Annotated in this window: 22 protein-coding genes; 5 read left to right on the forward strand and 17 right to left on the reverse strand. The window is 67.0% G+C overall.

Translation table 11 applies throughout. The annotated features are described in order from the left end of the window. The first annotated feature begins 42 nt into the window (after positions 1-42). Genes EJI01_RS12980 through EJI01_RS12990 form a run of 3 tightly spaced genes read left to right on the forward strand, consistent with a single transcriptional unit; the run spans position 43 to position 4,258 of the window. The gene (locus EJI01_RS12980; protein ID WP_126837555.1) at positions 43-1,671 is read left to right on the forward strand and encodes an ABC transporter ATP-binding protein; all 1,629 of its coding nucleotides are present in this window, start codon (positions 43-45) and stop codon (positions 1,669-1,671) included. A gap of 11 nt (positions 1,672-1,682) precedes the next feature. Further along, a complete protein-coding gene (locus EJI01_RS12985) occupies positions 1,683-2,771 on the forward strand; it encodes a tartrate dehydrogenase (protein ID WP_126837556.1) in 1,089 nt (362 codons plus the stop codon). Positions 2,772-2,779: 8 nt separating this feature from the next. After that, positions 2,780-4,258: an NAD-dependent succinate-semialdehyde dehydrogenase gene (locus tag EJI01_RS12990; protein ID WP_126837557.1), complete on the forward strand. Its 1,479-nt coding sequence runs from the start codon at positions 2,780-2,782 to the stop codon at positions 4,256-4,258. A gap of 263 nt (positions 4,259-4,521) precedes the next feature. On the opposite strand, the gene EJI01_RS12995 is transcribed toward EJI01_RS12990, so the two are convergent. Beyond that, positions 4,522-5,589 carry an IS630 family transposase gene (locus tag EJI01_RS12995; RefSeq protein WP_260602433.1) on the reverse strand — a complete coding sequence of 356 codons (1,068 nt, stop codon included), beginning with the start codon at positions 5,587-5,589 and terminating at the stop codon, positions 4,522-4,524. A gap of 228 nt (positions 5,590-5,817) precedes the next feature. On the opposite strand from EJI01_RS12995, the gene EJI01_RS13000 reads away from it, so the two are divergent. Further along, entirely contained in the window at positions 5,818-6,819 is a 1,002-nt protein-coding gene (locus EJI01_RS13000) for a cysteine synthase A (RefSeq protein WP_126837558.1), read from the forward strand. A gap of 8 nt (positions 6,820-6,827) precedes the next feature. Here the strand turns inward: EJI01_RS13000 and EJI01_RS13005 are convergent, their stop codons facing one another. The 15 genes from EJI01_RS13005 to EJI01_RS13075 all read right to left on the reverse strand — a co-directional run bounded on the left by EJI01_RS13005 (position 6,828) and on the right by EJI01_RS13075 (position 19,354). Further along, positions 6,828-7,823 (reverse strand): zinc-dependent alcohol dehydrogenase family protein, encoded by a 996-nt coding sequence (locus EJI01_RS13005; RefSeq protein WP_260602434.1) that lies wholly within the window; start codon positions 7,821-7,823, stop codon positions 6,828-6,830. A gap of 13 nt (positions 7,824-7,836) precedes the next feature. Then, entirely contained in the window at positions 7,837-8,415 is a 579-nt protein-coding gene (locus EJI01_RS13010) for an amino acid synthesis family protein (protein ID WP_126837560.1), read from the reverse strand. A 7-nt stretch (positions 8,416-8,422) separates the two neighbouring features. Continuing rightward, a complete protein-coding gene (locus tag EJI01_RS13015; protein ID WP_126837561.1) occupies positions 8,423-9,391 on the reverse strand; it encodes a Bug family tripartite tricarboxylate transporter substrate binding protein in 969 nt (322 codons plus the stop codon). A gap of 59 nt (positions 9,392-9,450) precedes the next feature. Continuing rightward, positions 9,451-10,314, reverse strand: coding sequence for a fumarylacetoacetate hydrolase family protein (locus tag EJI01_RS13020; protein WP_126837562.1), 864 nt, complete (start codon positions 10,312-10,314; stop codon positions 9,451-9,453). Positions 10,315-10,346: 32 nt separating this feature from the next. Continuing rightward, positions 10,347-10,901: a VOC family protein gene (locus EJI01_RS13025; RefSeq protein WP_126837563.1), complete on the reverse strand. Its 555-nt coding sequence runs from the start codon at positions 10,899-10,901 to the stop codon at positions 10,347-10,349. Between the two features lie 49 nt (positions 10,902-10,950). Then, positions 10,951-11,667: a GntR family transcriptional regulator gene (locus EJI01_RS13030; protein WP_126837564.1), complete on the reverse strand. Its 717-nt coding sequence runs from the start codon at positions 11,665-11,667 to the stop codon at positions 10,951-10,953. 105 nt (positions 11,668-11,772) lie between these two features. Then, a complete protein-coding gene (locus EJI01_RS13035; RefSeq protein WP_126837565.1) occupies positions 11,773-12,477 on the reverse strand; it encodes an ABC transporter ATP-binding protein in 705 nt (234 codons plus the stop codon). Further along, complete coding sequence (locus EJI01_RS13040) at positions 12,470-13,201, reverse strand: ABC transporter ATP-binding protein (RefSeq protein ID WP_126837566.1); 732 nt, start codon at positions 13,199-13,201, stop codon at positions 12,470-12,472. Before EJI01_RS13040 ends, EJI01_RS13035 begins: the two co-directional genes overlap by 8 nt. Further along, entirely contained in the window at positions 13,198-14,112 is a 915-nt protein-coding gene (locus tag EJI01_RS13045; protein WP_126837567.1) for a branched-chain amino acid ABC transporter permease, read from the reverse strand. Before EJI01_RS13045 ends, EJI01_RS13040 begins: the two co-directional genes overlap by 4 nt. After that, positions 14,109-14,984, reverse strand: a complete 876-nt coding sequence (locus tag EJI01_RS13050; protein WP_126837568.1) for a branched-chain amino acid ABC transporter permease — start codon at positions 14,982-14,984, stop codon at positions 14,109-14,111. The genes EJI01_RS13045 and EJI01_RS13050 overlap by 4 nt, the downstream gene beginning before the upstream one ends. Positions 14,985-14,992: 8 nt before the next feature. Beyond that, complete coding sequence (locus EJI01_RS13055) at positions 14,993-16,216, reverse strand: amino acid ABC transporter substrate-binding protein (RefSeq protein WP_126837569.1); 1,224 nt, start codon at positions 16,214-16,216, stop codon at positions 14,993-14,995. A 68-nt stretch (positions 16,217-16,284) separates the two neighbouring features. After that, positions 16,285-16,686, reverse strand: coding sequence for a nuclear transport factor 2 family protein (locus tag EJI01_RS13060; RefSeq protein ID WP_126837570.1), 402 nt, complete (start codon positions 16,684-16,686; stop codon positions 16,285-16,287). A gap of 115 nt (positions 16,687-16,801) precedes the next feature. Continuing rightward, positions 16,802-17,347 carry a cupin domain-containing protein gene (locus EJI01_RS13065; protein ID WP_126837571.1) on the reverse strand — a complete coding sequence of 182 codons (546 nt, stop codon included), beginning with the start codon at positions 17,345-17,347 and terminating at the stop codon, positions 16,802-16,804. A 14-nt stretch (positions 17,348-17,361) separates the two neighbouring features. Beyond that, entirely contained in the window at positions 17,362-18,231 is an 870-nt protein-coding gene (locus tag EJI01_RS13070) for a fumarylacetoacetate hydrolase family protein (protein WP_126837572.1), read from the reverse strand. Between the two features lie 13 nt (positions 18,232-18,244). Continuing rightward, the gene (locus tag EJI01_RS13075; RefSeq protein WP_126837573.1) at positions 18,245-19,354 is read right to left on the reverse strand and encodes an alcohol dehydrogenase catalytic domain-containing protein; all 1,110 of its coding nucleotides are present in this window, start codon (positions 19,352-19,354) and stop codon (positions 18,245-18,247) included. 141 nt (positions 19,355-19,495) lie between these two features. Here EJI01_RS13075 and EJI01_RS13080 point away from each other — a divergent pair, with 141 nt between their 5' ends. Then, complete coding sequence (locus EJI01_RS13080; protein ID WP_185878908.1) at positions 19,496-21,106, forward strand: bifunctional 3-(3-hydroxy-phenyl)propionate/3-hydroxycinnamic acid hydroxylase; 1,611 nt, start codon at positions 19,496-19,498, stop codon at positions 21,104-21,106. A gap of 39 nt (positions 21,107-21,145) precedes the next feature. Here the strand turns inward: EJI01_RS13080 and EJI01_RS13085 are convergent, their stop codons facing one another. Continuing rightward, a complete protein-coding gene (locus EJI01_RS13085; protein WP_126837575.1) occupies positions 21,146-21,901 on the reverse strand; it encodes an SDR family oxidoreductase in 756 nt (251 codons plus the stop codon). Positions 21,902-22,011: the final 110 nt, after the last annotated feature.

The following is a 22,011-nucleotide window of genomic DNA, read 5'->3' on the forward strand; positions in this document are numbered from 1 at the left end:
GCCGGTTCCGCGGTGTTCCCGGCGCAAACAGGAGCCACTGATATGGGCGCACCCCTGATCGTCAATAACTTGAGCATCTGCGCCGGCGCCAGTACGCTGGTCGACAACCTGAGCTTCTCCGTGCAGCCCGGCGAAGTGCTGGCGCTGATCGGCGAGTCGGGCTCCGGCAAAACCACCACCGCACTGGCGCTGATGGGCTATGCGCGCCACGGCTGCCGCATCTCGACCGGCCGGGTGCAGATCGGCGACACCGACGTGCTGGCGCTCGATGCGGCGCAGCAGCGCGCGCTGCGCGGCCGCACGGTTTCCTACATCGCGCAGAGCGCGGCCGCCTCCTTCAATCCCTCGCGCACGATCATGGACCAGGTGGTCGAGCCGACCGTCATCCACGGCCTGTGCAAGCGGGCCGAGGCGGAGGCGAAGGCGGTGCAGCTGTTTCGCGAGCTGGCGCTGCCCGATCCGGAAACTATCGGCGCGCGCTATCCGCACCAGGTCTCCGGCGGCCAGCTGCAGCGGCTGATGGCGGCGATGGCGCTGATCGGCGACCCCGAGCTCGTGATCCTCGACGAGCCGACCACCGCGCTCGACGTGACGACGCAGATCGAGGTGCTGCGCGCCTTCCGCCGCGTGGTGCGCGAGCGCCGCGCCACCGCGGTGTACGTGAGCCACGATCTCGCCGTGGTCGCGCAGATGGCGGACCACATCCTGGTGCTGCGCGACGGCCGGATGCGCGAGCTGAACGCCACCGGACAGATCCTCGCCGCACCGGCCGATGAGTACACGAAGTGCCTGCTGGCCGCGGCGCGGCCGGTGACGCGCGAATCGGGCAAGGCGGCGAACGACGACCCCGAGCTGCTGCTCCATGTGCAGCAGCTCTCGGCCGGCTACGGCCCGGTGGATGCGCAGGGGCGTCCGGCCATGCCGATCCTGCAGGACATCGACCTCAAGCTCCACCGCGGCCAGGCGATCGGCGTGATCGGCGAGTCGGGCTCGGGCAAGACCACGCTGGCGCGGGCGGTGGCCGGCCTGCTCAAGCCCAGCCACGGCAGCGTGCTGTTCCGCGGCCGCGAGCTCAAGCCGACGCTGCAGGAGCGCGAGCGCGACGATCTGCGCCGCATCCAGATCGTGTTCCAGATGGCCGACACCGCGCTCAATCCCTCGCAGACCATCGAGCGCATCCTGGCGCGCCCGCTCGAGTTCTACAAGGGCCTGCGCGGCGAGCCGCTCAAGCGCCGCATCCGCGAACTGCTGGATCTCGTGCAGCTGCCGCACTCGGTGGCCGGGCGCCTGCCGGGCGGCCTCTCGGGCGGGCAGAAGCAGCGCGTGAACCTCGCGCGCGCGCTCGCGGCCGAGCCGGACCTGATCCTCTGCGACGAGGTGACCTCCGCGCTCGACACCGTCGTCGCCGCGGCGGTGCTGGACCTGATGGCGGAGCTCCGGCGCGAGCTCGGCGTCTCCTATCTGTTCATCAGCCACGACCTGCACACGGTGCGCGCGGTATGCGACGAGATCGTCGTCATGCAGCACGGCCGCAAGCTGGCGCAGGTGGCGCGCTGCGACTACGAGCGCGGGCCGCACCACCCCTACTACGAACTGCTCGCCCGCTCGGTACCCGAGCTGCGCCAGGGCTGGCTCGACGACATGGACCGCAAGGCTGCGACAGCATCATGAAAAAAACTGAAATGACACCCACCTTCCGCATCGCGCTGATCGCCGGCGACGGCATCGGCAAGGAAGTGATGCCCGAGGGCCTGCGCGTAGTGCAGGCCGCGGCGGAGCGCTTCGGCTTCGAGCTCGACTGCCGCACCATCGACTGGGCCAGCTGCGACTACTACGCCGCGCACGGCCAGATGATGCCGGACGACTGGAAGGAGCAGCTCCAGGGCGTCGACGCGCTGTACTTCGGCGCCGCCGGCTGGCCCGCCACCGTGCCCGACCACGTGTCGCTGTGGGGCTCGCTCCTGAAGTTCCGCCGCGAGTTCGACCAGTACATCAACCTGCGGCCGGTGCGCCTGTTCGAAGGCGTGCCCTGCCCGCTGGCCGGCCGCCAGCCCGGCGACATCGACTACCTCGTGGTGCGCGAGAACACCGAGGGCGAGTACACCTCGCTCGGCGGCGTGATGTACGAAGGCACCGAACGCGAGATCGTGATCCAGGAGTCGGTCTTCTCGCGCCACGGCACCGACCGCGTGCTGAAGTACGCTTACGAGCTCGCCCGGGCGCGCAAGCGCAAGCACCTGACGGTGGCCACCAAGAGCAACGGCATCGCGATCAGCATGCCCTGGTGGGACGGGCGCGCCGATGCGATCGGCCGCGACTACCCCGAGGTACAGGTCGACAAGCAGCACATCGACATCCTGTCCGCGCGCTTCGTGTTGCAGCCCGCGCGCTTCGACGTGGTGGTGGCGAGCAATCTGTTCGGCGACATCCTCTCCGACCTCGGTCCCGCGACCACCGGCACCATCGGCCTCGCGCCCTCGGCCAACCTCAACCCGGATCGCAAGTTCCCGTCGCTCTTCGAGCCGGTGCACGGCTCGGCGCCCGACATCTACGGCCAGAACATCGCCAACCCGATCGCGATGATCTGGTCGGGGGCGCTGATGCTGGACTTCCTCACCCAAGGCCAGGGCGCGGGCCGCGCCGCGCACGATGCGATCCTCGGCGCCATCGAGGCAGTGTTGCGCGAAGGCCCGCGCACGCGCGACCTCGGCGGCACGGCATCCACCACCGAGCTCGGCATGGCCATCGCCGAGCGTGTTTCAGCTTCCTGATCATGACCATGACACTGACCCTCGAACGCCAGGACCTCATGCCCGGCACCCACCTCATCGGCGCCGAATGGCGCGCGGCGAGCGATGCCCGCCGACTCGACGTGACGGACCCCGCCACCGACGCCGTCTTCGCCAACGTTCCCGACGGCACCGCCGCCGACGCGCGCGCTGCGGTCGATGCCGCGCACGCTGCCTTCCCCGCTTGGCGCGCCGTGGCTGCCAAGGAGCGCGCCCGGATCCTCAAGCGCTGGAACGACCTGGTGATGGCGCACCAGGAGGATCTCGGCCGGCTGATCTCGCGCGAGCAGGGCAAGCCGCTGGCCGAGGGGCGCGGCGAGGTGGCCTATGCCGCCAGCTACATCGAGTGGTTCGCCGAGGAGGCCACGCGCGCCAACGGCGAGGTAATACCCGCACCGGTGACGGGCCGCCGCATGCTCGCGCTGAAGGAGCCGGTCGGCGTGGTCGCCGCGATCACGCCGTGGAACTTCCCGGCCGCGATGATCGCGCGCAAGATCGCCCCGGCGCTCGCGGCTGGCTGCACCGTGGTCTGCAAGCCGGCCGAGGACACGCCGCTCACCTCGCTCGCGCTCGTCAGGCTGGCGCAAGAGGCCGGCGTGCCGGCGGGCGTGCTCAACATCGTCACCGCCTCGCGCGAACGCACGCCCGAGGTGGTGGACGTGTGGCTGGCCGATGCGCGCGTGCGCAAGATCAGCTTCACCGGCTCCACGCCGGTGGGCAAGCATCTCGCGCGCGCCTCGGCCGACACGCTGAAGAAGCTGTCGCTCGAACTCGGCGGCAACGCGCCCTTCATCGTCTTCGAAGATGCCGACATCGATGCCGCGGTCGAAGGCCTGATGGCCGCCAAGTTCCGCAACGGCGGGCAGACCTGCGTCTGCCCGAACCGCGTGTTCGTGCAAGCCAAGGTGCACGACGCCTTCGTCGACAAGCTCGCCGCGCGCGTCGGCGCGCTGAAGGTCGGCCCGGCCACCGAGCCCGACTCGCAGATCGGCCCGATGATCAATGCGCGTGCGGTCGACAAGATCGAACGCCATGTGCGCGATGCCGTCGCCCGGGGCGCGCGCATCGTCGTCGGCGGCGAGCGGCTGCGCTCCGCGCGCTGCGACGGCCCCAACTACTTCGCGCCGACCGTGCTGGTCAACGCCGACGCGACGATGGAATGCAGCTGCGAGGAAACCTTCGGACCGGTGGTGCCGGTCACGCGCTTCGACAGCGAAGCCGAGGTGATCGCCGCCGCCAACGACACGCCCTTCGGGCTCGCCGCCTACTTCTACTCGACCGACGTGCGCCGCATCTGGCGCGTGGCCGAGGCGCTGGAGTCGGGCATCGTCGGCATCAACGAAGGCGCGCTGGCGGCTGAGGCCGCGCCCTTCGGCGGCGTGAAGGAATCCGGCTACGGCCGCGAGGGCTCGGTGCACGGCCTGGACGACTACATGCACATCAAGTACCTGTGCCAGGGGCAGCTGTAACCGGTCTAGGGCCTGCTAACGCTATTTGCGGGGTCGCGAAGGCCTGCCAGGGCGGGCCAATCAAGGCGCGCGACGCCGTGCGTGCGTCGGCACGCACAAGGAGCGCAACGCCGAGTAGCGCGCCCTGGCAGGCCTTCCCTTCGGGTTGCCCAGCCAAGGGGCCGTCTGCGGCGTTGCCCGCGCTTGCAAGGCGTGAGCCTTGCTGCGCGCGGGCGCCTTGCATCCAGCCCCTTGGCTGGGCAACGCGATCCCCGCAAATAGCGTTATTGATCAGGCGGGTAAACATCTAACAGGTCCTCAGGCTGCGGCATAGCGAACATGAGGGCATGAAACAAGTTAGCCAGCACGGTGGGCTGCTTTTGTCGCCGGTGCAGCCATTTGCGCGTGGCGGCCTTCATCGCCTGGCGGTCGCGAGGGCGCGCTTGGCCGACGGCGCGCTTGATATCGCCGTTGAGCAACTCGTCCGGATTGAGCTCGGGGGCGTAGCCGGGCAGGAAGAACAGCTCGATTTGCTGCACTCGCGGTTCGAGCCAGTCCCGCACCTTCGTGCAGCGGTGCACCGAGTGCCCATCGACGATGAGAAACACCTTGGAGGGCGACTGCTTGATCAGCCGTTCGCAAAAGCCGATGAATTGCTCGGCCTGAAAGCGCCCTTCGAACACCATGAAGCTCATCTCCCCCTTGTTGGTCAGCGCCGAGATCACATTGCAGCCAAAGCGCCGGCCCGGCACCCGCACGACAGCGGGCTGGCCTTTCAGCGCAAAGCTGCGTCCGCGCACGTCATCGGAGCGCAGGCCGGTCTCGTCGCCCCAGTAGATGCTCGCTCGCTCGCGCTTGGCACGCGCGGCAATCTGCGGATAGACCTCGGCCAGCCACTGCGCGACGGCTTCATCGTTGCGCTCATAAGCTCGCCTGACCGGGCGCTGCACGCTCAGCCCCCAACGCTTCAGATAGCCGCCCACCGCGGTCAGCGACAGGCTCACCGCGCATTCGCGCTTGATCAGCTCGCGCACCGCCGCGCGCGTCCACAAGTAAAACGGCAGCTTCAATTGGTCGGGCATCTTGCCCACCACCAGTGCGCGCATGCGTTCGCACTGCTTCGTGCTCAGCTTGCCGGCTTCGCCGGTTCTGCGTCCGCGTCGCTTGGGCGCCAACGCTTGCTCGCCCGCTTGCCGATGCGCCTTGGCCCAATGCACCACCGACCAGCGGCTGACCCCAAAAGTCTGCGCAGCCTGCGCTTGGTTCATCCCGTCCTGCAGCGCATTGAGCACGCGCAGTCGGACTTCCGCCTGCGCCTCGGGACTCAGAAATCGTGCGTCGCGTTTTGCCATGCCAAGACAACGCATGTGTTAGATATTTGGTTTACTGATCAATAACAGGCCCTAGGGCAAACGAACAGCGGACGAGCGCTACCGAGCCGGACCGTGTTGACTCCGACGTCGACTCGCAAATGGATCGATCACGCGTTGGTCCCGGCTGATCAAAGACCTTTCTGCAGGTAGTCCGATACGGGCCTCGCAGGCCGGGCAGGCCGCAAGCGCGGACTATCCTCGTTCGTCATGGACGTGCGTGAAAGCTTCACCCAGGCGGTGGGCCATACACCGCTCATCCGGTTGCGCAAGGCTTCCGAGCTGACCGGCTGCGAGATCCTCGGCAAGGCCGAGTTCATGAATCCCGGCGGATCGGTCAAGGATCGCGCGGCGCTCTATATCGTGCTCGATGCCGAGGCGCGCGGCGACCTGCAGCCGGGCGGCGTGATCGTCGAGGGCACGGCCGGCAACACCGGCATTGGCCTGGCGCTGGTGGGCAATGCCCGCGGCTACCGCACCGTCATCGTGATCCCGCAGACGCAGAGCCAGGAGAAGAAGGACGCGCTTCGCCTCTACGGCGCCGAGCTGCGCGAGGTGCCCGCGGTCCCCTACAGCGATCCGAACAATTACGTGCACGTGGCCGAACGCCTCGCCGCGGAGCTCGCGCGCAGCGAGCCTCATGGCGTGCTGTATGCGAACCAGTGGGACAACCTGTCCAACCGCGACGGCCACCTCCGCTCGACCGGCCCCGAGATCTGGCAGCAGACGGACGGCCGCGTCGACGGCTTCATCTGCTCGATCGGCACCGGCGGCACGCTGGCCGGCGTGGGCCAGTACCTGAAAGAGCGCAAGCCGGGTGTGGTGATCGCCGCCGCCGACCCGATGGGCGCGGCGATGTACCACTACATCAAGCATGGCGAATTGCGCAGCGCCGGCAGCTCGATCACCGAGGGCATCGGCCAGAACCGCATCACGGGCAACCTGGAAGGCGCCTCCTTCGACGACGCCTACCAGGTCGAAGACCAGGAGGCGCTGCCCGTGCTGTTCGACCTGCTGCGCGAGGAAGGTCTCTGCCTGGGCGGCTCGAGCGGCATCAACGTGGCCGGCGCGATCCGCCTGGCGCGCGAGCTCGGGCCGGGCCACACGATCGTGACGATCCTGGCCGACTCCGGTTCGCGCTACCAATCCAAGCTCTACAACCCAGCCTTCCTGCGCGAGAAGAATCTTCCGGTTCCGGCCTGGCTCGAATGAGCCAGGGGTTATCGCGGCGCGAGCACCAGCTTGCCCAGCGACTCGCCGGCATCGAGCATGCGATGCACCTCCTGCACCTCGCGCATCGGGAACACGCGCGTCGGCGGCGCCCGCACCGCGCCCTGGCTCATGAGGCCGATGGCCTTGTCCATCAGCGCGCGGCGCTGCTGCCGGTCGGCGTCGAAGGTATGGATGGAGAAGGTCCGCACCGCCAGGCTCTTGCTCAGCAGCGAGCGCAGCTCCATGAACACGTCCCGCGCCGGCGGCCCGCCCGCGATGTTGTAGGAGATCGCGGTACCCAGCGGCGCCAGCGAGCGAATGCAGGCGATCAGCAGTTCGCCGCCGATGTGATCGAAAGCCAGGTCCACGCCGCGTCCCTCGGTCAGCTCGAAGACGCGATCGGGCAGGCCCGCCGGTTCGCCGTCGACGATGGCGCTGGCGCCGTGCGCCAGTGCATGCGCCCGCTTCTCGGGCGTGGAGGCGGTGCCGATCACGGTCATGCCGTGGTGGGCCGCGAGTTGAACGAGCATGGTGGCGACGCCGCCGGCCGCGCCCGGCACGAGAATGGATCGCACCGGCAGGCCGCCGTTGCCGGCCAGCAGCATCGCCTGCGCCAATTGCACGTTGCCAAGGCTCACGGCATCCTGGAACGCGATGCCGTCGGGCAGGACGAAGGGCGCATCTTCGGGCACGCAGATGAACTCCGCATAGCACCCGCCGCGCTGCGGCAGTTCACGCGAACTGACCAGCACGCGCTGGCCGAGCTGAAGACCGGTCACGCCCGGCCCCAGCGCTTCCACCGTGCCGGCCATCTCGTTGCCGGGAATGGCAGGCAGCGGCGGCATCCATTTGTAGGTGCCGTTGCGGATCAGCACGTCGGGTCCGCCGGCGCCGATCGCCTCGGCGCGCACCCTCACCTCGCCGGGCTTGCACACCGGCATCGGCAGCTCGACCAGTTCCAGCGCCTCGGGGCCGCCGGGGGTTCTCACTTGCACTGCGCGCATCAGGCTCTGCATGTCATCGCTGCCCGTCGTGCACGGTGACGGCGTCCTTGGCGAGGCCGCCCAGCCGCGCATGCACCCGGCCGCCCGTGCCCATCGCCAGCGCGAACAGGATCTCGTCGGGCCGCGGCGCATCCTGGATGCCGACTTCCATGCTGTTGTAGTGGCTGCGCACGTAGGCGGCGTGAACGTAGTGCAGCGGCACCATCAACCGATAGCCGGTAGCGGCCACTGCCTTGGCCGAGGGCACGATCGCCTTCGGCTCGCCGAGCACCGAGCGCATGGCCCAGCCGCCCGCTTCGTGCCACACGGCGCCATGCTCGAGCTCGCCGTTGACGCCCACGATGGCGGCCTTGCTGTAGACCTCCACCTTGTCGCGGCCCAGCACCTCGACCAGCTCCGTCGCCAGCGAAGTCCCCAGCGTGCGGAGCTCGGCCATGAAGGGCATCAGGTCGGGCTCGTAGCGCCCGGCATAGGGGTTGCGGATCACTGCGCAGGCCGCGGCCAGCTTCAGCGGCTCGGCCACCGGCGGGCCGCCCTCGTGATGGATGGTCTCGATGGTGAGACTGCGCTTGCGGATTTCGATCAAGGACATGCGAACCTCACTGCTTGGGAATCTGCGCTTCGTTGACGACGGCGGTCCACTTCTTGAGCTCCGAACTCACCATCGCCGTCATTTCTTCCGGCGTGCTGCCGCGCGCCTCGCCGCCCATGTCTTCCAGGCGCGCGCGAACGCCCGGCACCTGCAGGGCCTTGAGCGTCTCGGCGCGCAGCCGCTCGACCACGGGTCGCGGCGTGCCCGCGGGCGCCATGAAACCGGCCCACGAGCGCACGTCGTAGCCGGCGACGCCCTGCTCCGCCACCGTGGGCAGCTCCGGCATCGCAGCCCAGCGCTGCGCGCCGGTGGTCGCCAGCGCTCTGAGCTTGCCGGCCTTGATGTTGGGCATCACGGCCGTCGGCGGCGCGACGATCAGCGGGACCTCGCCGCCGAGCAGCGCGGTCACCGAGGCAGCGTCGCCGCGGTAGGGCACGTGCAGCAGCTCGGCCTTCGCGCTCTTCACCAGCAGCTCGCCCGCCAGGTGATGCGTGGAGCCGATGCCGGCGGTGCCGTACGACAGGCTGCGTGCGTCGGCACGCGCGGCGGCGAGCAGCTCGGCCAGGCTGCGATGGGGCGAATCGGCGCGCACCACCAGCAGGAAGGGAAAGTAGGTGATGGTGGAGATCATCTGGAAGTCGGACACCGTCTGGTAGCCCAGCTTGCCGTAGAGCGCTCCCGCCACCGCATGCCCGCCGGTGGCCAGCAGCAGCGTGTAGCCGTCCGGCTTGGCGCGCGCGACGGCGGCGGAAGCGATGGTGCCGCCGGCCCCCGTCTGCGCCTCCACGACGAAGGGCTGGCCCAAGCCCTTGCTCATCTCGGTGCTGACCACGCGGGCGATGGTGTCGGCGTTGCCGCCGGCCGCGAAGCCCTGCACGATCTTGATCGGGCGATCCGGGAAGTCTTGCGAATGAACCGTGAAGGGTGACGCGCAGGCCAAGGCAAGGCCCGCGCCGACAAGCTGTCTACGCCGCATGATTTGTCTCCGTTTCGTTGTGGAATCGCTCGCGGCTCTTGCGGCCGCTGGGCGTCGAATCAGTCCTGGTCGACGATCGGATTGCGCAGCACGCCGATGCCCTCGATCTCGACCTCGCAGACGTCGCCGGCCTTCATGAAGCGCGGCGGCTTCTTGCTCCAGCCGACGCCGGCCGGCGTGCCGGTCGCGATCACGTCGCCGGGCGTGAGCGTGAAGATGGTCGAGGCGTAGTTGATCAACTTCGGGATGCTGAAGATCATGTGCCCGGTGTGGCTGGACTGCACCACCTCGCCGTTGAGCCGGGTCTCGAGCTTGAGCTCGCGCCCGGGCGCGATCTCGTCCGCGGTCACCATCCAGGGGCCGAAGCCGCCGGTCGATTCGAAGTTCTTGCCCGAGGCGATCTGCTTGGCGTGGAACTGCCACTCGCGCACGCTGCCGTCGTTGTAGCAGGCATAGCCGGCCACGTGGTCGTAGGCGTGCGCTTCGGCGATGTCGCGCCCGCCCTTGCCGATGATGACCGCGAGCTCGCCTTCCCAGTCGAGCGACTCCGACACGCGTGGCCGCACGATGGGCTCGTTGTGCGCGCACTGCGATCGCCACACGCGCAGGAAGATCGGCGGCTGTTCGGAGAGCTCGCGCTGCATGCCCGCGGCCAGCACCTCCTGGTGGTGGTCCATGTAGTTGCGCACGGCGCAGATGATCTTCTCGGAGCGCGGGATCACCGGCAGGAAGCGGATGTCCGCCAGCTTCGCGGCCGGGGCCAGGCCCTCCACGTGCTGCGCGGCCTGCGCGTACTCGCCCGAGGCGATGTAGTCGGCGAGGCTCGCATGCTGCGGCATCGCCAGGCCCAGGTCGACGACGCCGTCGCCGACGACGGCGCCCCAGGTTTCGCGGCCCTGATGAATGAATGAAAGGAGTTTCATGTGATTCCGTTTCGAAGAAAGAAGGTTGTCGCTCACGCGCCCGGCGCCGGTGCGCGGCTCAAGAAATCGGCTTGCCAGTCGGCCAGGGTCTTGAAGGTCGGATCCCGGCGGCAAATCGCTTCGGTCTCCCGCAGGATCTCTTCATCCGACTTGGAAAGATCCAGCGGATCGCCATGCGGCTGTTCGACATAGAAAGGCGTGTCGACATAGATCTCGACCATGTTGCCTTCGGGATCGAGCATGTAGACGGACAACGCGTTGCCGTGATTGAGCCCACGTATGTCGGTTGCCCCGCGAGCCTCCGCCTTGGCCCAGATGTCGCGCATCGACTGGATGCCGGGCACGGCGAAGGACAGCTGCATGACCGTGCTGAACTTGACGTCGGCCGGGCGACCTGACGCGATGACCAGCTGGTGGTGCTGGTCAGGGCTGGCGCTGGTGAACACCAGCTTGTTCTTGAACGTCTTGCCGACACCTGTATCGGTGATGGTCAGATCGAACACCTCGGTATAGAACGCGACCATCCTGTCGAGGTCGGTCACGTAGATTCCAAAGTGCGAAGGCGTAGGTCTGCTGACCTTCAACATGAGGGTCTCCTGGTTTGGGTGTCTCAGGCGCCGGTGCAGCGCGCCGGTTTCAAGCGTCGGCGGCACGCCGCATGGCGGCCTCCACATTGCGTTGCGTGCTCAGGATGTGCTCGCCGAGCAGCGCGCAAGCCGTATCGGCATCGCGACGCAAGGTCGCATCCATGATCTTTCGATGCTCGTTGGACTTGCGGCGCCCCGTCTGCCGGTGGCGCGCTGAAAACCGCCGGTAGCGCTCAGCCTGGTCGAACAAGCTGGCACTCCACATGCGTTGACGCTCCGATGCACAGGCCGCGATCAGTGACGCATGAAAGTTGCGATGAACTTCGCTCCACTCTTCGTCCAGGATCACCGGGCCATCGCTCAAGCGCGATTCGACCTTTTCGAGTCGATGAAAAGCGGAAACGATCGCCCCTTCCCACGCATCGTCGCCCAATTCGATCGCGCTGCGCAGCGCCTGAACATCCAGCATGAGCCGCATGTGCGTGATGTCGTTCAGGTCCTCCGAAGAGATCGGCGCGACGCGGAATCCTCGACGCTCGTCGGCTCGCACGAGACCTTCTTGCGTAAGACGGCTGAGGGCTTCGCGCAAGGGACTGCTCGAAAAGCCGTAGTGGCCCTGCAACTCATCGAGCTTGAGCTTGCTGCCCGCTTCGAAGGTGCCGACCAGGACGTCATGCCGGAGACTGCGAAAGGCCTGTTCCGACAGAGGAGTCGAGATGTCGGCCGCGCTGATGTTTGGATTCTTCATGGCGCAAATTTTATGCATAAAGTCGAGTTACATGCAAACGATAAGCCTCGGGGAAACACTAGGTATGAAGTGACTTTTTCTGCAGCACATGCATTTTGTGCACAACCACTGATGCCGCCTCGCTCATCCGCCGAGGTAGGCGCGTTGCACGGCCTCGCTTGCGAGCAAGGCGCCTGCGCTGTCGGCACCGACCACGCGGCCCTGTTCCAGCAGGTAACCGCGATTCGAGAGTGCCAGGCTGCGCTTGGCGTTCTGCTCCACGAGCAGGATCGACACCTTGTCGTCGCGCACGCGTTCGAGGGACTTGAAGAGTTCCGACACCATCAGCGGCGACAGGCCCAGCGAAGGCTCGTCCAGCAGCAGCACATCCGGGCTGGACATGAGCGCCCGCCCGATCGCGACCATCTGCTGCTCGCCCCCGCTCATGGTTCGCACGCTCTGAGGCAGCCTTTCACGCAATCTCGGAAAGAGTTCGAGCACGCGCTCCAGGTTGCGATGCTCGTTCGCGCGGGCTCGCCGCGGGTACGCGCCCAGGAAGAGGTTCTCCTTCACCGTGAGGTCGCCGAAGACACCGCGTCCTTCGGGCACCAGGGCGATTCCCGCCTCCACGCGCTGGTCCGCCTTGAGGCCCGTGAGCGCCTTGCCGCCCAGGGTCATTTCCGCCCCCTTGACCGGCATCAGCCCGGCGATGCATCTGAGCAAGGTGGATTTACCGGCACCGTTTGCACCCAGCACGCTGACGACCTCGCCAGCGCCCACGTGTATCTCCACATCGGCCAGCGCCTGATGCATTCCGTAGTGCGCGCACAGCTTTTTGAGCTCAAGCATGATCGTCTCCGAGATAAGCGCGCACGACTTCAGGATCGGCCAGAACCGAAGCCGCCGGGCCCACCGCGATTCGCTGGCCGGCGTTCATGACCACGCAGTGGTCGCACAGCGACCTGACGGCTTCCAGCACGTGCTCGACCATCAGGATGGAAACGCCATCGTGCTTCAGCGAACGCACCAGTTCGATTGCCTGAAGCAGTTCCGTGGGATTCAAGCCTGCCAGCCACTCGTCCAGCAAGAGCACGCGAGGACGGCTCGCGAGGCAGCGTGCGAGCTCGAGTCGCTTCTGGTCGATGTAGGTGAGATCTTCGGCGCGCCGAGACGCCCTCGCCGCCAATCCGACCCGCTCCAGAAGTTCCAACGCGTCGGCATTGGCCTCGGTCCCGAAACGTCGCTCATGCGTGAACGACATTCCCGCCACCACATTCTCCAGCACGCTCATCGTCTTGAAGAGCCGCACGAGCTGGTAGGTGCGCGCGATACCCAGGCGTGCAACCTTGAAGTTCGACGCGCCGGCGGTTTCCTCTCCATCGAGCTTCACCGAGCCCCGGTCGGGTTGCAGCGCGCCACTGATCAGATTGAGCGCCGTCGTCTTGCCCGAGCCGTTCGGCCCGAGCAGGCCGACGATCTCGCCCTTGCCGACGTGGAGCGACAGCCCTTCCACCGCCTTCAGCCCGCCGAAGCGTCTGGACAGGTCGTTGACATCCAGAAGCGACGCGCTCACGGGCGCCTCCGGAACTTCTCGCTGGCGCCCAGCAGGCCTCGCGGCAGCAGATACACGATCACCAGAAAGATGGCGCCCAGCACGATGCTGAAGTGGTCCGGGAAGTACTTGGTGAGGACCTCGAACGCGAGCACCAGCGGGACCACACCCAGGATCGGTCCGTAGAACGCCGCCACGCCACCGAGAAGCGCCATCACCACGACCTGAAAAGACACGAGCGAGTTGAACGCGATGGATGGCTCGATGTAGGTCCAGCGCGGCGCCACGATGGCCCCGGCGACCGACATGAACATGGCGGTCCCCGTCAGCACAGCGAGACGAACGCCAACGGTGTTGATGCCGCAACTGCGGGCCGCGGTTTCGTCCTCGCCAATCAGGCGAAGGGCAAATCCCAGTCGAGACTTCGAAAGCCAGGCTCCCAGGATCCAGAGCAACCCGAGCAGCACGAGGAGCTGCCAGTAGATCTGCGCCGAAGTGATCTCCAGAAACACATAGCGTCCGACCGAGCCTACGAGCTTGGACTCGTACCAGGTTACGAGCTGCCGGATCAGTTCGGCGATACCGAAGCTGAAGACCACGAAGTACATGCCGGAAAGCCGCAGCGTGCAGATACCGATCGCAAGAGCCAACGCGCCTCCCGCCAAGGCCGCCACCACGAGCACCGCCGGCCAGGGCAGGAACTCCGAGAGAACCGCGACGCTGTAGCACCCGACGCCGAAGAAGGCGACGGTCGCAAGAGAGATGAAGCGTGTCGTTCCGCAGAAGATGCCCCACGCCGTGGCAAGGTTCGCGTAGAGAAGCACATTGATCAGCAGGGACGTCGTGTAGTCGTTCCCGGTTTGCGGCGCGAAGGCCAGCGCGATGAAAGCAGCCAGCGACAGCGCAAGAAACAGTTTGGATCTCGATGTCACCGGCCAGCCCTCCCGAACAGGCCGGACGGCCGAAACACGAGCACCAGCAGGAAGATGGCGTAGTTGGCAGCCAGCGTGAGGCCTGGGTCCACGTACGTCGAAACGAGGCTCTCGCTCAGCCCGAGCAGCAGGGCAGCCAGTACGCAGCCGACGAAGTTGCCGACGCCGCCCATGATCACGACGATCAACGCCTTCATGGTGAAGAGCACGCCCATGGTGGCGCTGAAGGTCGAGAACATGCTGACCAGCACGCCGGCGATGGCGACCAGCGCCGTGCCCATGGCGAAGGCCAGCATCGCGATCTTCGTGACATCGATCGCCACCAGCGGCGCGGACCCGGGGTCGACCGCCACCGCGCGCAGGGCGGTCCCGACGCGCGTTCGGGTCAGGATCGCGAACAGCGCGGCGCCCAGGACCAGCGCAACCACGAGGGCGAGCAACCGGTTGGCGGCTACCGTCGTTCCCAGGACTTCGATCGGAATCGAGAGGAACGAATAGCTCAGGTAGTTGCCTCCGAACGCGGCGAGCATGAGGCCCTGGATCACGAACAGCAGGCCGAAAGTCGACAGGATGCTGTCGCCCTCGAGGGCGTCACGGCTGCGCGCACGCCTGACCAGCGGCACGAACGCCACCTTGTAGAGAAGCGCCCCCGCAGCTGCAGCGGCCGGAACGAGCAGCAAGAGCGCGACGAGCGGCGAAACGCCTGCCCGCGTGAAGAGCACCAGGCCGCCCAGCGCCGCGGCAATCAACATCTCGCCATAGGCGAGGTTGAGAATGCGCGCGACGCCGTACTGAAGGTTGAGACCCAGCGCAATGAGCGCATAGGTCCCACCCAGTGTCAGCCCGAAGATCAATGCGTCGATCAGCCTCATGGGAGGCTTCAGGCCTTCCAGGCCGGCTTGGCGATGGGATCTTTCGCGCCCGATCTCCTCGGCGCAATTCCCGAGAACGTCCCGCCTTGCCATTGCCCGACCGTCCAGCCGCCCGCCATGAAATGGTTATCGAACTTCAACGGCCCCGCGACCGTGTCGAAGGTCGTCGACCCCAGCGTCTTGATGATGGCCGGCCGGTCGAGTCTGCCCACCTTCTCGATCGATTGAGCGAGCGCCTGCAGGCCCGAGTAGCAGAGAACGCTGACCCATTGCTCGGGCGGCTGCCCGATCAACGCGGTGTGCCTGGTGATGTAGGCCCGGATGGCATCCGAAGTCGGATTCCAGCCTCCCGGGCCCATGACGCCTTCGGCGTTGGCGCCGAACTTTCCCACGTACAGGGGCAACGCTGTTCCAATCCCGGCGTAGAACACCTTCGGATTAAAGCCGCGCACGCGCGCGGCCTCGGTCAAGCCCAAGGTATCCGGGGGGTAGCTGAAGGCCAGGAAGACATCCGGGTTCGCGCGCTGCGCGTCGGCAATCAGGGGCGTCATGTCCTGGGTGGAGATCGGATAGCTGCTGTCGACCACGATCTCGAACTTCGCGGCCTTCAGCGATTTGCGCGCGGCGCCGGCGAGTTCCAGGCCGCCCTGGTCGGTCACGTTCACCATGGCCACCTTGCTGCCGATCCTGCCGTCGGTACGCATCTGCGCGAGCAGCCCGACGATGGCATCCGAGTAATTGGACGGGGTACCGAGCAGCGAGAACATGTTGTTCCACCGCTTGACGAGTTGAGGCAGCTGATCGGTGATGCAGGTGGGCGTGATCATCGGGAAGCTGCCCTTGTGGAACGCCGGCGCAACGGCCAGGTTCATTCCGGTGCCCCACGGCGGCAAGAGAAAGTCGACCTTGTCCTGGTTGACCATGCGCTCGATAGCCCTCACCGCTTCTTCCGGCTGGCTGCGGTCGTCGTACTCGACGACGTCGACGAGGCGCTTCGCGCCGCCGACCGCGATGCCGCCCGCCTTGTTGACGTCATCGACCCACAAGCGGTAGTTGGGAAGCTGCGCGGACGCGGCGCCGCCGGCGAACGGGCCTGTCTTCGAGATCGCCCAGCCGAACTTGATCTTGGCATCGGCGCCCTGCGCCCTCACGAAGGCGCCGGGTACCGAAGCCGCCAGCGCGGCGCCTCCCAGAGCACGGACGAAGTCGCGGCGTTGTGGCTTTGCAGTCATGGATATCTCCGAAGTTGACTCAAGGGTGAATGACGTGATTGCTGAAGCCGCCGCGGCGCATGCCGAAGTCAGGCGACACTCATCTCGGTGGGCGTGGTCTGGAACGCGAGCTGCTGCCAGCGCTCTCCTTCCTTCACCCAGACCTGCATGACACGGGAGTCGATGGTCACGGTGCCGGTGCCGTTCTTGCGCACACCCACCAGCATCTGGCGGCCTGTCATCAGCGCACTGTTGCCCGTGACGCGCACGACGAGCTCCGACCGTTCGACGCGCTGGTAGCGAACGTTGAACCCGCCCGTGCTGAAGTAGCTGTCGAAGCCGTCGACCTGGCCTTTGGCGTGGACGTGGATCAGATCGCGGTGCAGCAGTTCGCGAAGGCGTTCGGTATCGCCATTCATCATTGCGCTGCAGCGCTGCTGCTCGAGGTCGATCAAGGTCTTCGCGTCGTCTGCCTGTTTGGAAGTGCTCATGGGAGATTGAAAGTTTGAAGAGCAGGGGCACGCAGGCTGGCGCGCCAGCGTGGGCTAGAGAAGATTCGATTCGCAGCAATGGCGGCGCGACGCGGCGCCGTCGGGCAAGCAGGCGTCAGCCCGCGCGCTTTTTGCCCATCAGCACAAAGAGCATCGTGGCGGGCTTGTCGCCCTTGTTGCGCCAGGCATGCCGGTTGCCTTGCTGCACCGCGACGTCGTGCTTCGTCAGAAGGACCTCTTGGCCGTCATCGAGTTCGAGACTGATCTCGCCCTCCAGCACCACGTCGTAGTCAATGCTGTCGGTGGTGTGCATGCCGGGTGCATCGGGCTCGAACGTTTCCGCCAACCCCGGCAGCAACTGGCCGAACTCGGCCCCGAACGCAGCGCCATCGAAGTCTTCCTTCATCATCACGGAGTCGGGAGGGAAGGTCACGAACATGAGGCGCGACTCGCCGACACCTGGAAGAAAGTTTGCTTCCATGGCCGGATCGCTGAACGTCGCCTTGCTGCCCGCCTCGCTGGACGCGGTCGTCGACCAGAGCAACGTGGCCTCGAACCCCGGCACGCTCTTGAACACCACGTTGCGTCGTGCCACCTCATCCGACAGCACGCCCGACTTTCCGTTCGCCCCCACGCCCAAAACGACACGCCTGACTTTCATGATCGGTCTCCTGTTTACTGTGATGGCTGGTCGACGATCGGATTGCGCAGCACGCCGATGCCCTCGATCTCGACCTCGCAGACGTCGCCGGCCTTCATGAAGCGCGGCGGCTTCTTGCTCCAGCCGACGCCGGCCGGCGTGCCGGTCGCGATCACGTCGCCGGGCGTGAGCGTGAAGATGGTCGAGGCGTAGTTGATCAGCTTCGGGATGCTGAAGATCATGTGCCCGGTGTGGCTGGACTGCACCACCTCGCCGTTGAGCCGGGTCTCGAGCTTGAGCTCGCGCCCGGGCGCGATCTCGTCCGCGGTCACCATCCAGGGGCCGAAGCCGCCGGTCGATTCGAAGTTCTTGCCCGAGGCGATCTGCTTGGCGTGGAACTGCCACTCGCGCACGCTGCCGTCGTTGTAGCAGGCATAGCCGGCCACGTGGTCGTAGGCGTGCGCTTCGGCAATGTCGCGCCCGCCCTTGCCGATGATGACCGCGAGCTCGCCTTCCCAGTCGAGCGACTCCGACACGCGTGGCCGCACGATGGGCTCGTTGTGCGCGCACTGCGATCGCCACACGCGCAGGAAGATCGGCGGCTCTTCGGAGAGCTCGCGCTGCATGCCCGCGGCCAGCACCTCCTGGTGGTGGTCCATGTAGTTGCGCACGGCGCAGATGATCTTCTCGGAGCGCGGGATCACCGGCAGGAAGCGGATCTCCGCCAGCTTCGCGGCCGGGGCCAGGCCCTCCACGTGCTGCGCGGCCTGCGCGTACTCGCCCGAGGCGATGTAGTCGGCGAGGCTCGCATGCTGCGGCATCGCCAGGCCCAGGTCGACGACGCCGTCGCCGACGACGGCGCCCCAGGTTTCGCGGCCCTGATGAATGAACGAAAGAAGTTTCATGGGACTCCGCCGCTCAGGGGTTGATGACGAAGTTGCTGAAGCCGCCGTTGCGCGTCGCGATGCCCGAGATCGCCTCGTTGATGCGGTCCAGCGGATAGCAGACATGCTCGAACACCGAGAGGTCGAGCGTTCCGGCCTCGGCCATGTCGGCCATGTCCTGGCCTTCGCCGGCCGTGAACCAGGCCGAGCCCTCGATGCTCTGCTGCTCGTCCATCATGGTGTGCAGGTCCATGCCCACCATGCCGGCGATGGCGCCGATGTTGAAGGCGCGCCCGCCGCGCTTGAGCGCGCGAACGCCCTGCTGCATGGTCTCGTGCGGCGCACCCGGGCCCAGTGCGTCGATGAAGGTGTCCACGCCCAGGCCGTCGGTGCGTGCCTTCGCCCACGCGTCGATGGCCTCGCCGTTCGCGTTCGAGAACACCTCGATGCGGTCCGGCGCCAGCGCCTTCACGCGCTCGAGCAGTTCCTTGTTGCGGCCGGTGCCGAGAATGCGCGTGGCGCCCATCGCCAGGCCGAACAGCGCGCCGCCGATGCCCAGCGTGCCGCTGATGCCGTTGATCAGCACGCTGCGGCCGGGCCCCACCTTGGCCTTGCGCATCGCCGAGTACATGGTGCCCAGGTAGCCGAAGCGCGCGGCCTGGTTGAAGCTCACGTTGTCGGGCAGCTTCACCAGCGCGTACTGGGGCGCGATCATGTATTCGCACAGGCCGCCGTAGGGATAGTTCTTGTAGAGCTTGAGCGAGTTCTGCGAGAAGCCGAAGTAGCCGCTGAAGGCGTAGTGCGTGCAGTTGATCAGGTCGCCGTTGCGGCAGGCGCGGCAGCCGCCGCAGTACAGGCTCGGGTTCACGTACACGCGGTCGCCCGGCTTCCAGGTGTGGACGTGGGAGCCGACGGCCGTCACCTCGCCGGCCGGGTCCAGCCCGAAGACGGCGGGCAGCGGCGGCAGCGGCAGTTCGGGGAACCAGGTGGTCCAGTTCGCCAGGATGTTGCCCAGGTTCGGCACGATGCCGCAGGCATGCACCCGCACCTGCACGTCGTTGGCGGCGGGCTTGGGAATAGGCAGTTGCTCGATCTCCATCGGGGCGCCGACCTTGTGAAGTCGGGCGGCTTTCATCATCGACATTGGTGTCTCCTTGGTTGTGTGCACAAATCTGGTTTTGTGCATTTTTCTGCGGCGCGATGACGAATTCCATCCGGGAGAACCCTTGGTGCATAACAAGTATTTTTATGCACAATTTTGTCTTCCTGCATTTGGAGACAACGAGTGAATCAATCCTTCGGCGAGCCGGTCGATGTCGCCGTCATCGGCTTCGGCCCGGTCGGCGCATCGCTGGCCGCGCTGCTCGGCCGGCGCGGCCGGCGCGTGGCCGTGTTCGACAAGTCCGACCAGGTCTATCCGCTGCCGCGCGCTTTCGCGCTGGATCACGAGGCGCTGCGCACCTTCCAGGAGATCGGCATCGCGGGCGCGCTGGCGCCCCACATGACGCCCTATCGCCCCACGATCTACCGGGGCGCCGACGGCAAGCCGATCCAGCATTTCGACATGGGCCCCTCGCCCTACCCACTGGCCTGGGCGCCTTCGTACACCTTCAACCAGCCGGCGCTCGAAGCCGCATTGCGCCGCGCGGTGGGCGAGATGCCCTCGGTATCGGTCCATCTGGGCCATGAAGTCACGTCGGTCCAGGAGGAAGGCGGGTACGCGGTGCTTTCAGCGCGGGCGCCGGACGGCACGCAGGGCCAGCTGCGGGCGCGCTACGTGGTCGCCTGCGACGGCGGCACCAGCCCCGTGCGCAAGCAACTCGGCCTCGGCCTGAAAAGCCTGGAGTTCGACGAGCCCTGGATCGTGGTCGACATGCACGTGAACGAGGACACGCTCCCCCGCCTGCCGGCCACCAACATCCAGTACTGCGACCCGGCGCGCCCCTGCACCTACGTGGTGGGGCCCGGTACTCACCGGCGCTGGGAATTCCTGCTGCTGCCGCACGAGGCGGGCCAGCGCGAGATGCCGCACGACGCGATCTGGTCCCTGCTCTCGCCTTGGCTCGCGCCGCATGAGGCGCGCATCTGGCGGGCCGCGACCTACCGCTTCCACGCGGTCGTGCTCGAGCAGTGGCGCCGGGGGCGCGTGCTGCTGGCCGGCGACGCGGCGCACCAGATGCCGCCCTTCCTGGCGCAGGGCATGTGCCAGGGCTTGCGCGACGCCCTCAACCTGGCCTGGAAGCTCGACCGGGTGCTGCAGGGCGAGGCGCCCGACGCGCTGCTGGACAGCTACGGCACGGAGCGCGGTCCGCAGGTCGAGGAAACCACCCGCACCGTGAAGCGCCTGGGCCAGATCATCTGCGAGCGCGACGCCGAACGCGCTGCCGCGCGCGATCGCGCCCTGCGCGAGCAGCAAGGCGGCGAGGTCAGGATGCAGTTGCGCCAGAGCCTTCTGCCCGGCGTGCGCCACGGCCTGATCGAGGGCGGACACGGCGCCGCAGGGACGCCTTTCCCTCAGGCGGTGGGACGGCTCGGCGCCGAAGGCGCCGCGCAGATGATGGACGACCTGCTGCCCCGCGGCTTCCTGCTGTTCCTGCGCGACGCGCCTTCGGGCGAACAGTTCGCCCGCCTGGCCGCCGATCTTCGGTCGCTGCATGCGACAGCAGTCTGCCTGTGCGACGTCGAAGACGCGGAGGGCCTGATCGGATTCTTGGAGGCCGATGGCGTCATCGCGCGCTGGTTCGAAACGCAGGACTGCAGCGCGGCGCTGGTGCGTCCGGACCACATCGTCTATGGCATCGCCGCCGATCTGGATGGTGCGCAGGCGTTGCTCGAACGCGCCCGCACAGCGCTTGGCGTCGCTTCGACCGGCACTCCCGCCCTGATGCTGGATTGACCACGGCCGAGCACCCTCTCGCGCCCTCGGTCAACCGCCCTATCGTGCTTGCTTGGACCGGCCGAGCCAGTCCGCGAAGGTGGTCTTGCCGAGGCGCGGGCTCCTGCTCGGGGTGAGCGACCGGTCGTCGAGCGCCAAGCCGAAGTAGAGCGCGGCGGGATCGGTGACCACCTTGCGAGCGTCTCCGGTGGCGCTCAGGAACTGCCCGACGAACTTGTCGAGACCCAGCGGCGCAGGCCCGGCGATCTCGACCATGCCGTTGCGCGGCGCTTCGAGCGCGATCTCCGACAGCGCCTCTGCGACGTCCTCCGCCGCCATGGGCTGCACCAGGGCCGGCGGCAGCCGGACCGTCTCTCCTTCGGTGCTCGTGTGGGCGATGCCTCCGGCGAACTCGAAGAACTGCGTCGCACGCACGATGGTGTAGGGGACGGGCGACGCCTCGATCAGGTTTTCCTGCGCCATCTTGGCGCGGAAGTAGCCGCTTTCGAGGAGCCGTTCGGTGCCCACCACCGACAGCGCAACGTGGTGGCCGACGCCGGCCGCCTGCTCCGCTGCAAGCAGGTTGCGGCCCGAGGTCTCGAAGAAATCCATCGCCGCGGCGTCTTCGAACGAGGGCGAGTTCGCCACATCCACGACGACCTGCGCACCCGCCAGGGCCTGGGCCAGGCCCTCCCCGGTCAGCGCATCGACGCCCTGCGAGGGCGACGCGGCGACGACCTCGTGGCCGCGCTCGCGCAGCTTCTTCACCAGCTTGGTTCCGATGAGCCCGCTGCCGCCGATGACTACGATTTTCATGATGAGTCCTTTTCGTTCAGCTTGTCTGTCAACCCACTGGACGGCCGCCCGATGCGGCCGTCCATGGTTATAAGACGTCTCGCAGAGCGGGTTTGTGACACACGCAGTCT

The sequence above is a fragment of the Variovorax sp. MHTC-1 genome (assembly GCF_003984645.1).
In the GTDB taxonomy this organism is placed as follows: Bacteria; Pseudomonadota; Gammaproteobacteria; order Burkholderiales; family Burkholderiaceae_C; genus Variovorax.

Coding starts and splice junctions, on each gene's coding strand:
- EJI01_RS12980 (WP_126837555.1), top strand. CDS start 43: ATGGGCGCACCCCTGATCGTCAATAACTTGAGCATCTGCGCCGGCGCC.
- EJI01_RS12985 (WP_126837556.1), top strand. CDS start 1,683: ATGACACCCACCTTCCGCATCGCGCTGATCGCCGGCGACGGCATCGGC.
- EJI01_RS12990 (WP_126837557.1), top strand. CDS start 2,780: ATGACACTGACCCTCGAACGCCAGGACCTCATGCCCGGCACCCACCTC.
- EJI01_RS12995 (WP_260602433.1), bottom strand. CDS start 5,589: ATGGCAAAACGCGACGCACGATTTCTGAGTCCCGAGGCGCAGGCGGAA.
- EJI01_RS13000 (WP_126837558.1), top strand. CDS start 5,818: ATGGACGTGCGTGAAAGCTTCACCCAGGCGGTGGGCCATACACCGCTC.
- EJI01_RS13005 (WP_260602434.1), bottom strand. CDS start 7,823: ATGCGCGCAGTGCAAGTGAGAACCCCCGGCGGCCCCGAGGCGCTGGAA.
- EJI01_RS13010 (WP_126837560.1), bottom strand. CDS start 8,415: ATGTCCTTGATCGAAATCCGCAAGCGCAGTCTCACCATCGAGACCATC.
- EJI01_RS13015 (WP_126837561.1), bottom strand. CDS start 9,391: ATGCGGCGTAGACAGCTTGTCGGCGCGGGCCTTGCCTTGGCCTGCGCG.
- EJI01_RS13020 (WP_126837562.1), bottom strand. CDS start 10,314: ATGAAACTCCTTTCATTCATTCATCAGGGCCGCGAAACCTGGGGCGCC.
- EJI01_RS13025 (WP_126837563.1), bottom strand. CDS start 10,901: ATGTTGAAGGTCAGCAGACCTACGCCTTCGCACTTTGGAATCTACGTG.
- EJI01_RS13030 (WP_126837564.1), bottom strand. CDS start 11,667: ATGCATAAAATTTGCGCCATGAAGAATCCAAACATCAGCGCGGCCGAC.
- EJI01_RS13035 (WP_126837565.1), bottom strand. CDS start 12,477: ATGCTTGAGCTCAAAAAGCTGTGCGCGCACTACGGAATGCATCAGGCG.
- EJI01_RS13050 (WP_126837568.1), bottom strand. CDS start 14,984: ATGAGGCTGATCGACGCATTGATCTTCGGGCTGACACTGGGTGGGACC.
- EJI01_RS13055 (WP_126837569.1), bottom strand. CDS start 16,216: ATGACTGCAAAGCCACAACGCCGCGACTTCGTCCGTGCTCTGGGAGGC.
- EJI01_RS13060 (WP_126837570.1), bottom strand. CDS start 16,686: ATGAGCACTTCCAAACAGGCAGACGACGCGAAGACCTTGATCGACCTC.
- EJI01_RS13065 (WP_126837571.1), bottom strand. CDS start 17,347: ATGAAAGTCAGGCGTGTCGTTTTGGGCGTGGGGGCGAACGGAAAGTCG.
- EJI01_RS13070 (WP_126837572.1), bottom strand. CDS start 18,231: ATGAAACTTCTTTCGTTCATTCATCAGGGCCGCGAAACCTGGGGCGCC.
- EJI01_RS13075 (WP_126837573.1), bottom strand. CDS start 19,354: ATGTCGATGATGAAAGCCGCCCGACTTCACAAGGTCGGCGCCCCGATG.
- EJI01_RS13085 (WP_126837575.1), bottom strand. CDS start 21,901: ATGAAAATCGTAGTCATCGGCGGCAGCGGGCTCATCGGAACCAAGCTG.